Genomic DNA, 14,339 nt, shown 5'->3' on the forward strand with positions numbered 1-14,339 from the left:
GCGCCTCGATCTTCGAAAGCTTGGTGACGCCATCGACCATCCGAGCGATATTCTCGCCGAACAGCTTGTGAATCTGTTCCGGGGTGGCGACGGTGTCCTCGATCGTGTCGTGGAGGATCGCGGTGGCGATCGTCTCATCGTCGAGGTGAAGATCGGTCAGGATGCCGGCGACTTCGATCGGGTGGCTGAAATAGGGGTCGCCCGATGCACGTTTTTGGCTGCCATGCGCCTGGAGCGAAAAGACATACGCGCGGTTGAGCAGCGCTTCGTCAGCGTCGGGATCGTAGCCGAGGACCCGATCGACCAATTCGTATTGGCGCAGCATCAATTTCCATGAATGGAGAGAATGCGCTGCTTTGCAACAAAAATACTGGCCGCGATCCGTGGATCGCGGCCAGTGAGGGGATGGGTCTTAGTTCGCCTTGGCGTTGCACTTGGCGAGATTGTCGGCGTCGAGCGCCTGGCCACCGGCGGTGAACGACGCCAGCTTGCCGACGCGCTGGGCGACCAACTGGCACAGCACCAGGTCACGCTCGGGCGCCTTCGACGCGGTGAACGCGCCGTCGCGGAACTTCCACATCGTGTCGCGGGTGATGATGCTGGTCTTCGACGGCGCCTCGACAGGGGCGGCGGCGTAATAGCCGGAACCCTGGGGCTGCGCGAGCGCGACGGTGCTGCCAAGCACAGTGGTAACGGCGAGCGCGCCGATGAATGCGATAATGCGGGACATGTTTTCCTCCTTCGTAGAGTGCAACGCACAATAGGTTGCGAATCACTACCTAGTGTATTAGGTAGCGAGTTGCAACTAAAAACTTACATGGCATTTTATTAAGGCGAAAAATGCGATACGCTGCGCAAAAGCGAGAGGAAATCTGATGGGCGGACACCTGAGGGAACCGCTGCGCGATCTGGTCGAATGCAGCCTGCCGGCCGCGCTCGAGGCGATGGGCGAGCGCTGGTCGTTCATGATCCTGCGCGCCGCGTTCAACGGCCTGCACCATTTCGAGGAATATCAGTCCGAGTTGGGCATCGCCCGCAACATCCTCGCCAACCGGCTGGCGCGGCTGGTCGAGCACGAAATCCTGACTCGCGAGGCGCTGCCTGAGGATCGCCGCAAGATCCAATACAAGCTGACCGACAAGGGCTTGGCGCTACTCCCGACGATGGTCGCGCTCAGGCAATGGGGCGAGCGATGGGAAACCGGCACGCCGGCCACACCGGTGCTGGTCGATGCGCGCGACATGCGCCGCATTCAGCCGGTTCAGGTGCTGTCGCACGACGGTCGCGCGCTGAGTTGCAAGGGCGATTTGTTGTGGGCGCTGCCCGAGGACGTCGTCGGTGAAAACGAGCCGCTGCAACAGGCGGCGGAGTAGCTAGAGCAGCGTTTCGAGAAACGCGCGGACCTCGTCCGACAGCGCCGCCGGCTTGCCGGTCGGCAGATGGACGTTGACGATCACCATCTCGATCACCGCGTGCAGCTCGCCGGTTTCGGCGTGACAGAGGTGGAAGAGTTGCGTCAGGCTGCTGGTGCCGATGCGGCCGAGCTTGATGAACGCCTCGACCGTGTCGCCGAGCACGAACGGCTTGAGATAGTCGATCGTCGTGTGGCGGACGTGAAATTCTGTTTCGGTCCAAGCCGCGCCTAGCGCTTTTTCGATTCCCGTCCACGGCCAGAATTCGCTGACTGCGGCGTCGGCATATTCGAGGTAGCGCGAGTTGAAGACGACCTTTTGCCCATCGATCTCGGCATAGCGGACCTTGAAGCTGCAAGAAAAGGCGAAGCCGTCGCGCATCAGAACAGCAGCTTGACGCCGACTAGCAACAACACCGTCGCCAGGATTGGGCTGAGGAGGCGATCGGACACGCGCGAGGAAATCAGGCTGCCGACGATGATGCCGGGGATCGATCCGCACAGCAGCGAGACCAGCATGGCGCCGTCGACCGAGCCGAGCAGCCAGTGCCCGGTCCCCGCGAGCAAGGTCAGCGGCACGGCGTGCGCGATGTCCGACCCGACCAGCTTGTTCACCGGCAGCGTGGGATACAGGATCAGCAGCGCGGTCATCCCCAACGCCCCCGCGCCAACCGAGGTCAGTGACACCATCACCCCCAGCACCGCGCCGAGCAGAACGGTCAGGATCATCGGATGCTCGCGGCCGACCGGTCCGACGCGTGGCGTCAGGAAGGCGACGATCCGCGGCCGGAACAGCGCCGTGATCGCCGACAGGATCAACACCGCGCCCAGAACCACCGAGATGGTGTGCCCGGTATGCGCCTTGTTCGACGCCCCCAGCGCGAACAAGGTCACGATCGTTGCCGGCACGCTGCCGATCGCGAGCCGCAGCACGACTCGCCAATCGACCGTCCCGCGCCAGCCATGGACGGTGGTGCCGACGGTCTTGGTCGCCGCGGCGTAGAGCAGGTCGGTACCCACCGCGGTGGTCGGCGCGACGCCGAACACCAGCACGAGCAGCGGCGTCATCAACGACCCGCCACCGACCCCGGTCAGCCCGACGACCAGCCCGACGAGCACGCCGGCCAGCGAATAGCGAGGATCGATCATGCAGGGTTGCGGATCAGCCGGCGGTCGCGCCGGGGGTGTTGACGCCCATCGATTGCAGGTAGCGCTTCACGTTGCGCGCCGCTTGCCGGAGCCGCTGTTCGTTTTCGACCAACGCAATGCGCACAAAGCCCTCCCCGTTCTCGCCATAGCCCACCCCTGGGGCAACCGCGACGTGAGCGTGAGTCAGCAATTGTTTGGAGAACTCAAGGCTACCTAGGTGCTGGAGCGCGGGCGGCAACGGCGCCCAGGCGAACATCGACGCGCGGGGCGAAGGAATATCCCACCCGGCGCGGCCGAAGCTTTCGACCAGCACGTCGCGGCGCTTGTGGTAGAGCAGGCGGTTCTTCTCGACGATATCCTGCGGGCCGTTGAGCGCGGCACACGCCGCTGCCTGGATCGGGGTGAACGCGCCGTAATCGAGATACGATTTCACCCGAGTCATCGCCGCGATCAGCTTGGCGTTGCCGACCGCAAACCCGATCCGCCAGCCGGCCATCGAATAGGTCTTCGACAGCGAGGTGAACTCGACCGCGATGTCCTTGGCGCCCGGAACCTGGAGGATCGAGACGGTCGGGTTGCCGTCGTAATAGAGCTCCGAATAAGCGAGATCGGAGATGATCCAGACCCGATTCTCTTTCGCCCAGGCAACCAGCCGCTCGTAGAAAGCGAGATCGACCGTCTCGGCGGTCGGGTTGGACGGGTAATTGACCACCAGCACGCTGGGACGCGGCACGGTGAACGCGATGGCGCGCTCGAGTGCCTCGAAATACTTCTCGTCGGGCGTGGTCGGCACCGCTCGGATCGTCGCGCCGGCGATGATGAAGCCGAACGTGTGGATCGGGTAGCTCGGGTTGGGTGCGAGCACGACGTCGCCCGGTGCGGTGATCGCGGTGGCGAGACTGGCGAGCCCCTCTTTCGACCCCATCGTCACCACGACCTCGGTTTCCGGATCGACTTCGACCCCGAAGCGGCGGCCGTAATAATTGGCCTGCGCGCGGCGCAGTCCGGGAATGCCCTTCGACTGCGAGTAACCGTGCGCGTTCGGCTTCTGCGCGACCTCGACCAGTTTATCGATCACGTGCGGCGGCGGCGGCAGGTCGGGGTTGCCCATGCCGAGATCGATGATGTCCTCTCCGCCCGCCCGCGCCGCCGCGCGCATGCCGTTGACCTCGGCGATGATGTAGGGTGGCAAGCGCTTGATGCGGTAGAAGTCGTCGGTCATCGCGCGATTGTGCCGCGCTGCAACCAAGAGGGGAAGCGGAAACGACATAACGTGCAAAACGCGGCGTGCTGGCTTAGGGGGAGGTGATGGCCGACGATCCGACTCCCCCCTCGACCGACACCAGCCCTGCCGCCGGTGTTCGCGCGGTGCTCGATGCCTGGGGTCAGTTGCTCGCCCCGGTCGCGGCCGCAGGGCGCGACAAGGTCGACCCGAAGGACCGCCGCTTTGCCGGGCCCGAATGGGAGCAGCCCGTCTTCGACCTGATGCGTCAGGGGTATAAGGTGATGGCCGACGCAATGATGGCATCGGTCGATCAGGCGCCGGGGCTCGACGACGCTGCCCGCGACCGCGCACGGTTCGCGATGCGGACGCTGGTCGAGGCGATGAGCCCGGCCAATTCGCCGTTCACCAACCCGAAGGCACTCAACAAGGCGCTCGACACCAATGGCGCGAGCCTGGCGGAGGGGTTCGCGCAGATGCTGCGCGATTTCCAGCGCGGCCAGCTCACCCACACCGATCCGCACGCGTTCGAGGTCGGGCGCAATATCGCGATGACGCCCGGCAAGGTCGTCCACGAAACCCCGCTCTACCAGCTGATCCAGTACAGTCCGACCACCGATCAGGTCGCGGCGACCCCGCTCGTCATCTTCCCGCCGTGGATCAACCGCTTCTACATTCTCGATCTCAGCCCCGAGAAAAGCTTCATTCGCTGGGCGGTCGAGCAGGGGCTGACGGTGTTCATGGTCAGCTGGAAATCGGCCGACGCGAGCATGGCCGAGGTGATCTGGGACGATTATATCGCCGCGCAGATCGATGCGATCGACACGATCCGCGACGCGCTCGACGTCAAATCGGTCCACGCGATCGGCTATTGCGTCGCCGGCACCACGCTCGCCGCGACGCTGGCGGTGCTCGCCGCCAAAGGGCAGGCCAAGAAGGTCAAGACCGCGACCTTTTTCACCGCGCAGATCGATTTTTCGGAAACCGGTGAACTCGGCAATTTCATCGACGATGCGTATCTTTCGCTTATCGAGAGCCTGTCGGGGCAGGGGTTCCTCGACGGCCGCTACCTGGCGATGACGTTCAACATGCTGCGCGGCAAGGATCTGATCTGGTCGCCCGTGGTCAACCATTACCTGATGGGCGACAAGCACCCGTCGTTCGACTTGCTCCACTGGAACGGCGACGTCACCAACCTGCCCGCCAAGTGGCACAAGGCGTATCTGACCGACCTGTACCGCGACAACAAGCTCGCGCAGCCGGGCGGGGTCAGCGCGCTGGGCGAGGCAATCGACCTCTCCAAGGTCGAGACGCCGACGTACATCCAGGCGGGACGCGAGGACCATATCGCGCCGGCCGAAAGCGTGTGGAAGATCACGCACCATTTCGCCGGACCGCTGCGGTTCGTGCTGGCCGGATCGGGGCATATCGCCGGCGTCGTGAACCCCCCGGCCGCGGGCAAATACCAGTATTGGACCGGCGATTCGGCCGTTTCGTCGCTCGCCGATTTCGTCGCCGGGGCGACCGAGCATAAGGGCAGCTGGTGGCCCGACTGGATCGAGTGGATTCGCGGGCATGGCGCCAAGCAAGTGGCGGCCGAGGGCGCGCGGATCCCTGGCGAGGGCAAGCTCGCCGCTATCGAAGATGCGCCGGGCCGCTACGTCAAGACGCGGTAATCCGGTCCTGTCCGTGTCGTTTATGCTGCACTGCACAAAAAATGCTTGACTAACGATTCCGGATGACTATTTGTGCACTGCAGCAATGACGTTGCGGAGGCAGTGCATGACGACCAAGACTCCCGTTTCGAAGACCCCGGCGAAGAAGCCCGTGGCCAAGAAGCCGGCTGTCGCGCAGGCCGTCAAGGCTGTGCCGGTCAAGGCCGAATCTGTAAAGGTCGAGCCGGTCACGATCGCTCCCGCGCCCGTTGCTGAAGCGCCTGCCGCAGAGCAGCCGGTGTGGCCGGTCGTCGAGACCCCCGCCGCCGAAAAGATTGTAACCGCCGTATCCGACAAAATCTCCGCCGTTGCCGCTGAAGCGGTCCCGGCCATCAAGAAGGAAGTGATCAAGATGGAAGCCACGATCAAGGACGCCACCGTCAAGGGCGAAGCGCTCATCGCCGACATGAACACCCGCGCCAAGGCCGCCATGGAAAAGGGCACCAAGGCGTTCGAGCAGATCAACGAGTTCAACAAGGGCAACGTCGAAGCGTTGGTCGAGTCGAGCAAGATCGCGGCCAAGGGCCTCGAAACGCTGGGCCAGGGTTATGCCGAGTATACCCGCAAGCAGTTCGAGGGCACCACCGCGGCGTTCAAGAGCTTCGCCGGCGTCAAGTCGCCGACCGAGTTCTTCAAGCTGCAGTCGGAGTTCGTGAAGGGCCAGTTCGACTCGATGGTCGCCGAGACCTCGAAGAACACCGAAGCGTTCATCAAGCTGGCCGGCGATGTCGCCAAGCCGATCTCGAACCGCGTCGCGGTTGCCGCCGAAAAGCTGAAGGTCGCCGCGTAAGCAGCGCCTCGGCCGCAACGCTGAACCCATAAGAGCGGCCGCCGGGCAACCGGCGGCCGCTTTTTTGTGCCTCGCGCCGATGCGCCCGGCGGCGGTGTTGACCGCGCCTCGGTGTGTGCTATCAAAATAACACAGCTTGACGGGGACGAGCTATTGACTACAGGCGTAGTCGTATTGATTACACGCGTAGTCGTAAGCGTCCGGGAGGGTGAGTTCGATGTCCCGTCATGTCCGTCTGCGGCGCCGCGCCGTGTTGCTTGCTGGCGCCGCGCTGGCGTCTCCCTCGCTCGCGCAGGCGCAATCGACGCCGGCGCCATCCTCCGATCCCGCCGTCGCACCCGCACCACAGCCGGTATCGACCGCAGGAACCAAGCGTACCTACCTGCCCGCCGACTTCGCACGCTTCGCGCCGCAGACGGCGTACGACATGCTGACCCAGGTGCCGGGCTTCACGATTCGCAGCGCCGACCAGGAGCGAGGGCTGGGCCAGGCGTCGGAGAACGTGCTGATCAACGGCGAGCGAATCGCCAACAAATCGGGCGGCGCGATCGATGAATTGCGCAAGGTTCCCGCGGGCAACGTCGAGCGGATCGAGATCGTCGACGCGTCCAGCCTGGGCATCGCCGGGCTGGTCGGGCAGGTCGCCAACGTCGTCGTCAAGGCGAGCGGCGGCGGCAAGGGCCAGTTCGAATGGAGCCCCAATTTCCGTGCGCATTTCGCGCGGCCCAATCTGTACAGCGGGTCGATCAGCTATTCGGGCAAGGCTGGCGGCTGGCTCGATTATACGCTGTCGGTCGAGGACCAGACCGGGCGCGGCGGGCTGGGCGGGCCGGTGCTGATCACCGACGGCAGCGGTGCGCTGATCGAGCGGCGCTACCAGATCTTCCACAGCGAATCCGATCTCGTCACCGGCAAGATCAAGCTCGGGTTTAGGGGCCCCGGATCGGCCAAGGGCAATCTGACGCTCGCGGGAACGCCGTATTTCAACCCGGTCTACAATGCCGACACGCGCGTTCGCGCCGACGGCGACGACCGCAGCCGGGTGAACCGTTCCCAGCTCAACGGCTTCTATTACGATATCAGCGGCGATTACGATTTCCGGCTCGGGCCGGGACGGCTCAAGCTGATCGGGTTGCGCCATCTCGATCATGAGCCGATCCTTCAGACACAAATCACACGCTTCGTCAGCGGCGCGCCCGATACCGGCACGATGTTCGGCCGCAATTCGTATATCGGCGAGACGGTCGGCCGCGCCGAATATTCGTGGAAGATGGGCAAGAACGCGCTGCAGCTATCGTTCGAGCGCGCGTTCAATTCGCTCGATCAGCGCGGCACGCTGTTCAATCTGTCGCCGGCGGGCACGTTCGACCCGATTCCCTTTCCCGGTGGGTCGGGCAAGGTCGAGGAGACTCGGTACGAGGGCACCGCGACGCTCAGCCGTCCGCTCGGGCCCAAGCTCGATCTTCAACTCGTCCTCGGCGCCGAGCAGAGCACGCTCACGCGCGTCGACGGCAATCTGGCGCCGCGCAAATTCTTCCGGCCCAAGGGCAGCGTGTCACTCGGCTACCGGCCATCGCCGGGCTGGGACACGAGCCTGAAACTCACGCGCCGCGTCGGCCAGATCAGCTTCTACGATTTCCTGTCGCAACCCAATCTCAGCCAAGACCGTCAGAATGCCGGCAATCCGGACCTGGTCCCGCCGCAAAGCTGGGAGCTGGAGGGCGAAATCGGCCGCGAGCTCGGGCGCTGGGGCAAGACTCGGCTTCGGACCTATGCGCACAAAATCACCGATATCATCGATATCATTCCGATCGGTGCCAGCGACGAAGGAGTCGGCAATTTGCCCAACGCGACGCGGTTCGGCATCGTCAGCACTAGTACGATCCAGTTCGATCCGATCGGGTGGCGCGGTGCCAAGCTTGACGCGACACTCGGCACCGAACGCACCCGCGTGCGCGATCCGCTGACGGGAGTTGAGCGGTCGATCGGCGGCAATCACGATGCGTGGATGGATTTCTCGTTCCGCCAGGACGTGCCGCGCAGCCACTTCGCTTACGGCGCGGAGGCGCAATACGATCACTTCAACAAGACCTATTATACCACCGAGGTGCTGCGTAGCTGGGAGGGACCGTGGTTCGTCAGCGCGTTCGTCGAGCGCAAGAACCTGGCCGGACTGACGGTGCGATTCACCGTGATCAATCTCAACAACGCGCGTCACCGGCTCGACCGCTACGTCTATGACGGGCGGCGCACGACCAATCCGCTGTTGTTCCGCGAAGTCCACGACCAGTTGATCGGGCCAATCTTCGCCTTTTCGGTCAAGGGCAATTTCTGACGCGGCGAGCCGAATGAGCTGAGGATTTCAGGCAGAGGAGCAAAAAGGGCGGTTAACGGCGCGCTCGCCCCTTGCCCTCACCCGCCGCCATGCCATATTTTGGCTTCCGCGATGCTCGACCACAATTTCAATATGGCCAACGACCCCGACCGGGTCGGCGACGGCGACGGTGAAGACGGCACCGGCGTGGGCATCGCCACGCGTACCCGAACCCGCACCAAGCAGCCGACGCCATACCGCGTGCTGATGCTCAATGACGACTACACGCCGATGGAATTCGTCGTCCTGTGCCTCCAGCAATTCTTCCGCATGTCGACCGAGGAAGCGACGCAGGTGATGTTCCACGTCCACCAGAAGGGCGTCGGCGTGTGCGGCGTGTTCACCTACGAAGTCGCGGAGACCAAGGTCAGCCAGGTGATGGACTTCGCCCGGCAGAACCAGCACCCGTTACAGTGCACGCTGGAAAAGGCGTAGCCCGAGTCGCGACGCCGCCGTCAATCAAGCCCGACGTCGATCACGACAATACCCGCCTTTTGCCCGGTCAGGACATAGCGATAGGCGTCGGCGATCCTGTCCAGCGGGTATTTACGGTCGATTGCCGCCCGGAATTCCCCGGCTTCCATTCTCGCGCCGAGAAAGTGGACGAAGTTCTGCGCGCTGCCGCGCGGCGGCAGCGGAACACTCACCTTGCCGCTGCGGGTGATTGCCGACCATAAGAGGAACGGAGCATCCCGTCCCCCCGAGCCAAGGTCGGTGAGGGCGAAGCGGCCATTCGGTTTGAGCAGCCGCTGCCAGTGCCTGACGGGCATCTTCCCCACCGCGTCGAGCACGAAATCGAACCTGTCGTCGAGCTGACTGAATTCGGGCATGGTATAGTCGATCACGCGGTCGGCGCCGAGTAACCTGGCGAGCCCGATATGTTGTGTGGGCACCACGGCGGTGACGTTCGCCCCGGCATGCTTGGCCAATTGCACTGCGGCCGTACCGATCGCGCCCGATGCGCCGTAGATCAGGATGCTGTGGCCGGGCTTGAGCCCGAACGCGGCGACGGTGCCGCTCGCATAATAGGCGCCCTCGAAAACCGGCGCCTGGTCGAACGATACGTTCGCCGGAATTGCCGCGATCGGGGCGGTTTCGGGCAGGCAGACATACTCGGCCTGACCACCATTTCCCGCCCACGCGGTCATGCCGAACACGCGGTCGCCTGGCCTGAAGTTCGCGACGCTGTCGCCGACCGCCTCTACCTCGCCGGCAAAATCCATTCCCAGGACCGACCGTCGCGGCTGGCGCGTGATCAGCCGCTGAAACAGCGGATGGAGAAGCTCGCCGCAATCGCTGCGGTTGACCGTCGCCGCGCGGACGCGGACGAGGATCTCGCCCGCTGCGGGGACCGGCTTGGGCACCTCCGCGACTTCGATCGACCAGCGTCGTCCGAACCGGGTGACAACCGCCGCTTTCATCGCGTGGTACTCCGCGTGAACACGGACGACCGTTTCAGGCCCCGCCGATCGCCATTGTATAAACGATCTTGCCGAGCGCGCCGAGCAACAGAACCAGCGTCGTCAAAGACTGGATCAGGAAACCGGTGCTGCGCTTGGCGGGATCGGCCATGTAGCCGCTGGAATAGAGCAGCCGTCCGATGATCCAGACGACGCCCAGCCCGGCGGCGACCTTCTCGTTCCAGTAGAGTGCGAAGAGCCAGAGCGCGGCCAGGAATATCGGGAGCCATTCGAGCGTGTTGATATGCACGCGGACGGCGCGCTCCAGGATCGGGTGCCCGGTCATGGCCGGCGCTTCGATCCCCGACGTGCCGCGTGCCTTGGCCACCTGCAGGCCCAACCCGATATAGACGAGCAGCGCTACGATCGTGACGATGGCGGTCCAGCTATAGTGCATCATGATGTTCCCCCGGAATGGACGGCGTGAAAGCCGGCCTGTCGTGAGTATGTCATGATGCGCCCCGTTCGCAAACCGTCCGCGGAATTCTCGCAACCTGCTAGAATCTTGCGTTAACCACGTAGCGTTTCGCTGCGGGACACGGCCAAATTCGCGGGCGATCCATTAGGCTTTTTGCGCTAGGCGCTCACGCGCCGGGATCGACCGGCCGAGGGCTTGGATGACCGACTGGCGCACATGGACGATCCGGCGAAGCCGTGCGGCGTTGTTCGCGCTGCTGATCGGCCTGCCCGTGCTCGCGGTCTCGGCCAAAGCGGCGGTGGTCGCTTATTATGCCGATCAGACGCCCGCGCCCAAGCCGCCCTTGCCGCCGATCGGGTATGAGAGCGAGGATCATTTCCCCGGCGCCGCCTCGCTGTACGTCGCGGAGGCCGATGCCGCGCCGATGACCGGTACGACCGGCACGATTGATATCGCCAATCTGGCGATCCCGACCAATGCGGTGCTGACGCCCGATCTCGACGGCACCGTGAAGCCCGCACAACCGTTCTCGATGCTCGGCGCGAGCGCGCTCGACCGCGGGCGCGCACTCGATTGCCTGTCGACCGCGATCTATTACGAGGCCGCGTCCGAAAGCGACGACGGCCAGCGCGCGGTGGCGCAGGTGATCCTCAACCGAGTCCGCCACCCGGCCTTTCCCAACACCGTGTGCGGGGTGATCTATCAGGGGTCCGAACGCACCACCGGGTGCCAGTTCAGCTATGCCTGCGACGGGTCGATGGCGCGCCCGCGCTCGGTCGCGGGGATGGCGCGCGCGACGCGGATCGCGGCGGCGGCGCTCAACGGCTATGTGATGGGCGCGGTCGGGCTGGCGACGCATTATCACACCTACGCCGTCACCCCGTCGTGGAACCGCAGCCTGGTGATGACCGATGCGATCGGCGCGCACTTCTTCCACCGCTGGAAGGGGTATTTCGGCACGCCCGCGGCGTTCAGCAACGCGCGTTATCAGGGCGGCGAGCCGATCCCGGGGCCGCATCCCAAGATCGATCCGATCCTGCCGCTGATGCCGCCGACCGCGTTCGCGATGGCGAACACGACGCTGCCGATACCCGGCGTGGCGGCGGCGCCGGTCGCCAGGACCGACGTGTCGGCGATCCAGCCGCAATATCGCGACGTCAGCGTGGCGAAGGACGACAACCTGCCCGGTGACTCGCAGATCCTCGACCGCTGGAAGGATTCGGGGAAGGCGCTGAAATAGCGCCCGCCTACCTCGCCTCACCGTCACCCGGGACTTGATCGGGGGTCCATGTCTCCGCCGGCGAGGCGCTCGCGGATAGATGGATGCCGGATCAAGTCCGGCATGACGGATTTGGTTATTTCGCGCCCAAATACTGCGCCCACCACGCGAACACACGCTTCTTCAAATCGGCGACGTGCTCGGGCTGGCGGATGCCATGGCCTTCGTCGGGGTAGATCATCAGCGTCGTCGGCACGCCGAGTTCCTTCAGCGCGTGCCAATATTCGATCGACTGTCCCGGCGGCACTTCGATGTCGCGTTCGCCGACATAGATGAAGGTCGGAGTGCGCGCCTTCTTGATGTAGGTGATCGCCGAGACCTTCGCGTACGCCTCTGGGTCATCATAGGCCGACTTGCCGAAGAACGGGATCATCCACTGGTCGATGCCGTTGGTGCCGTAATAGCTGATCCAGTTCGATAGACCCGCGCCCGCAACGATTGCCTTGAAGCGATTGGTCTGCGTGTTCGCCCACATCGCCATGAACCCGCCATAGCTGCCGCCGGTCAGCCCGAGTCTAGCGTCGTCGATCGGCGCGACCTTCTCGACCGCATCGACCCCGGCCAGGATGTCGCGCAAATCGCCGCCGCCGAAATCGCGCTTGTTGGCTGCGGTGAACGCCTCGCCCTGGCCATAGCTGCCGCGCGGGTTGGGGTAGAACAAATAATAGCCGCGCGCGGTCAGAGCGGCCTCTGCGCTGTCCGCCCCAACGAAACGCGGCGAGGTGGCTGAGGACGGACCCCCATGGACGGTGACGATCATCGGCGCCTTGCCTGTGGAGGTGACGCGCGGACCGACCAGCCAACCCTGCACGTCGTATCCGTCGCTCTTCCAAGAGATGCTCTGCGCCGACACGCTGGGGGTGAGTCCGTCATTGTCGTGGGTCAGCTGCCGCACCGCACCGGGCGATCCAGCATGGATCGCGGGCGCCTTGTCATACCGCTGGGTGACGGTCGCGAAGGTCCGGCCGTCCGCCGCCCAGGCGATCCGTCCGTCGCCGGCGCCAAGGCTGGCGTCGGGGATGTCGATCAGCGGCGTCACGCGGCCGCGCGGGTCGATTGCAGCGCCGCCCATTGCGTTGCCCCTAAGGTAGCTGGCGCGCAGGCCGCCGCTGACCCATGCGAGTGAGGTGAAGGTCACAGGCTGCTTGGCGGTCACATCGACCGGTGCGCCTCCGGCGAACGGCACCGTCCACACATCGCCCCCGACCGGTCCGAAATCGCTCATCAGCCCGCCGATATAGGCCACGGTCTTGCCGTCGGGTGAGATGCGCGGGAAATCGAGTTGGGTCTTGGGCCGCGCGATATTGCGCACCGCGCCGGTGGTGGCATCGATCGCGTCAAGCGTCGCGACCCACCAATTGTTGTCGCCGTTGCCCAGCGCGGTGGTCGCGACGAAGCCCTTGCCGTCGGGCGTCCAGTCATATTCGTAGACATAGCGATCGGCGGGGGAGACCGGTTTGATGTTGGTGGTCACCCCGCCGACGTCGAACACCGCGATCCGCTGCTCGTCGTTCTTTTCGCCGATCTCGCCGACCAGCCGCACGCCAGGCTGAGTTGCGCCCGATTCTTTGCCGGCGTCGAGCGTCACCAGCACCGCGATGCGCTCACCGTCCGGCGAGAAGCGCGGCGTCTGCGCAATGCCGTTGATCGTGGCGAGGCCTGTATAGGGCAGTCCGGCGATCGGTCCGCCGGTCACCCGTTGCCGGCTGCCCACCACAATTGCGTGGTCCCTTTGGCGCGGTCGCGCTGAAGCCAGGCAAGCCTGAAGCCGGGCCCAAAGGTCAGCCCCGAATAGCTGCACGTCGCGCACGGATCGATCGTCGTCAGGATGTGTCCATCCTTGACCGACCGTACGACGATCTTGCCGTGCGCGGGCTTGCCGCTGTCGGTGTCCGCGGTCTCGACGCTCGCCAGCATGTCGCCCGCCGGGGAAAGCGCCAGCCCCGCATAAGCGTGCATCGGTTGCGCGGCGGGCGCGGCGGCGGTCGTAACGAGAAGGGCGGCAACGGCGAGGGTCAAGCGCATCGGCGATTCCTTGGGGAGGGGATGCCTTGTCGTAGCCGCTGTCGCGCCCACGAAAAAGGGGCCGGCGAACCGGCCCCTCCTCCTCGAGTCCGGGATCGGCGCTTACCAGCGGCGATCGTGGTCCCGGCCCTGACCGCGCCCATAGTCGCGATCGTGCTTTTCGACCTTCACCTGGCGGCTGATCGCGTCGAAGCGGCGATCGAGGTCGGCACGCTCGCGCATGTCGAGCCGGCCGCCCGACCGGGCATAGCGATATTCGAGCCCGACGACGTCGCGCAGCTGGCTCTTGAGCTGATACGCTTCGCGGCGGTCGAGCGCGCCCGAACGGAGGCCCTGGTCGATGCGCTGGCTCAGATTGGCCTGGCGCTGCGAAATGCTGGTCCACGGCGCCGCGCTCGCGACGGACGGGACGGTGGCGGCGGCCATACCCAGGCCCGCCAGCAAGATGGTCAGCTTTTTCATGGTCCGTACTCCTTTTGCGACCGGATACGTCCGG

General features: G+C 64.8%; 16 protein-coding genes. 6 read left to right on the forward strand and 10 right to left on the reverse strand.

What is annotated here, in order from left to right:
* Together JWM94_RS01680 and JWM94_RS01685 are read right to left on the reverse strand one after the other, a co-directional pair.
* Positions 1 to 325: HD domain-containing protein (locus JWM94_RS01680; protein ID WP_299420464.1), on the reverse strand; the 325-nt coding region annotated here is incomplete at its 3' end.
* An 87-nt stretch (positions 326 to 412) separates the two neighbouring features.
* A complete protein-coding gene (locus tag JWM94_RS01685; RefSeq protein WP_299420467.1) occupies positions 413 to 730 on the reverse strand; it encodes a hypothetical protein in 318 nt (105 codons plus the stop codon).
* A 145-nt stretch (positions 731 to 875) separates the two neighbouring features.
* Between JWM94_RS01685 and JWM94_RS01690 the strand changes: the two genes are divergently transcribed.
* Complete coding sequence (locus tag JWM94_RS01690; RefSeq protein ID WP_299420471.1) at positions 876 to 1,373, forward strand: helix-turn-helix domain-containing protein; 498 nt, start codon at positions 876 to 878, stop codon at positions 1,371 to 1,373.
* Here JWM94_RS01690 and JWM94_RS01695 read toward each other — a convergent pair whose 3' ends face one another.
* Genes JWM94_RS01695 through JWM94_RS01705 form a run of 3 tightly spaced genes read right to left on the reverse strand, consistent with a single transcriptional unit; the run spans position 1,374 to position 3,782 of the window.
* A complete protein-coding gene (locus JWM94_RS01695) occupies positions 1,374 to 1,793 on the reverse strand; it encodes a thioesterase family protein (protein ID WP_299420474.1) in 420 nt (139 codons plus the stop codon).
* Positions 1,793 to 2,560: a sulfite exporter TauE/SafE family protein gene (locus JWM94_RS01700; RefSeq protein ID WP_299420478.1), complete on the reverse strand. Its 768-nt coding sequence runs from the start codon at positions 2,558 to 2,560 to the stop codon at positions 1,793 to 1,795. Before JWM94_RS01700 ends, JWM94_RS01695 begins: the two co-directional genes overlap by 1 nt.
* Positions 2,561 to 2,573: 13 nt before the next feature.
* Positions 2,574 to 3,782 (reverse strand): LL-diaminopimelate aminotransferase, encoded by a 1,209-nt coding sequence (locus JWM94_RS01705; RefSeq protein ID WP_299420482.1) that lies wholly within the window; start codon positions 3,780 to 3,782, stop codon positions 2,574 to 2,576.
* Between the two features lie 86 nt (positions 3,783 to 3,868).
* On the opposite strand from JWM94_RS01705, the gene JWM94_RS01710 reads away from it, so the two are divergent.
* The 4 genes from JWM94_RS01710 (at position 3,869) to clpS (ending at position 9,096) form a co-directional block, all read left to right on the forward strand.
* Positions 3,869 to 5,458: a class I poly(R)-hydroxyalkanoic acid synthase gene (locus JWM94_RS01710; protein WP_299420486.1), complete on the forward strand. Its 1,590-nt coding sequence runs from the start codon at positions 3,869 to 3,871 to the stop codon at positions 5,456 to 5,458.
* Positions 5,459 to 5,564: 106 nt separating this feature from the next.
* Entirely contained in the window at positions 5,565 to 6,287 is a 723-nt protein-coding gene (locus tag JWM94_RS01715; protein WP_299420489.1) for a phasin family protein, read from the forward strand.
* Positions 6,288 to 6,504: 217 nt separating this feature from the next.
* Complete coding sequence (locus tag JWM94_RS01720) at positions 6,505 to 8,622, forward strand: TonB-dependent receptor plug domain-containing protein (protein WP_299420493.1); 2,118 nt, start codon at positions 6,505 to 6,507, stop codon at positions 8,620 to 8,622.
* A gap of 132 nt (positions 8,623 to 8,754) precedes the next feature.
* A complete protein-coding gene (gene clpS / locus JWM94_RS01725; protein WP_299420593.1) occupies positions 8,755 to 9,096 on the forward strand; it encodes an ATP-dependent Clp protease adapter ClpS in 342 nt (113 codons plus the stop codon).
* A gap of 20 nt (positions 9,097 to 9,116) precedes the next feature.
* Here the strand turns inward: clpS and JWM94_RS01730 are convergent, their stop codons facing one another.
* The gene (locus tag JWM94_RS01730) at positions 9,117 to 10,082 is read right to left on the reverse strand and encodes an NAD(P)-dependent alcohol dehydrogenase (protein WP_299420496.1); all 966 of its coding nucleotides are present in this window, start codon (positions 10,080 to 10,082) and stop codon (positions 9,117 to 9,119) included.
* Between the two features lie 34 nt (positions 10,083 to 10,116).
* Positions 10,117 to 10,521, reverse strand: coding sequence for an MAPEG family protein (locus JWM94_RS01735; RefSeq protein ID WP_299420499.1), 405 nt, complete (start codon positions 10,519 to 10,521; stop codon positions 10,117 to 10,119).
* 217 nt (positions 10,522 to 10,738) lie between these two features.
* Between JWM94_RS01735 and JWM94_RS01740 the strand changes: the two genes are divergently transcribed.
* Complete coding sequence (locus JWM94_RS01740) at positions 10,739 to 11,779, forward strand: cell wall hydrolase (RefSeq protein WP_299420502.1); 1,041 nt, start codon at positions 10,739 to 10,741, stop codon at positions 11,777 to 11,779.
* 115 nt (positions 11,780 to 11,894) lie between these two features.
* Here the strand turns inward: JWM94_RS01740 and JWM94_RS16090 are convergent, their stop codons facing one another.
* The 3 genes from JWM94_RS16090 to JWM94_RS01755 form a co-directional block, all read right to left on the reverse strand.
* Entirely contained in the window at positions 11,895 to 13,043 is a 1,149-nt protein-coding gene (locus JWM94_RS16090; protein ID WP_367185846.1) for an alpha/beta hydrolase family protein, read from the reverse strand.
* A gap of 467 nt (positions 13,044 to 13,510) precedes the next feature.
* Positions 13,511 to 13,843, reverse strand: coding sequence for a hypothetical protein (locus JWM94_RS01750; protein ID WP_299420507.1), 333 nt, complete (start codon positions 13,841 to 13,843; stop codon positions 13,511 to 13,513).
* Between the two features lie 102 nt (positions 13,844 to 13,945).
* Entirely contained in the window at positions 13,946 to 14,305 is a 360-nt protein-coding gene (locus JWM94_RS01755; protein ID WP_299420509.1) for a hypothetical protein, read from the reverse strand.
* Positions 14,306 to 14,339: the final 34 nt, after the last annotated feature.

Source organism: Sphingomonas bacterium (assembly GCF_028289855.1).
Taxonomy (GTDB): Bacteria; Pseudomonadota; Alphaproteobacteria; order Sphingomonadales; family Sphingomonadaceae; genus Sphingomonas.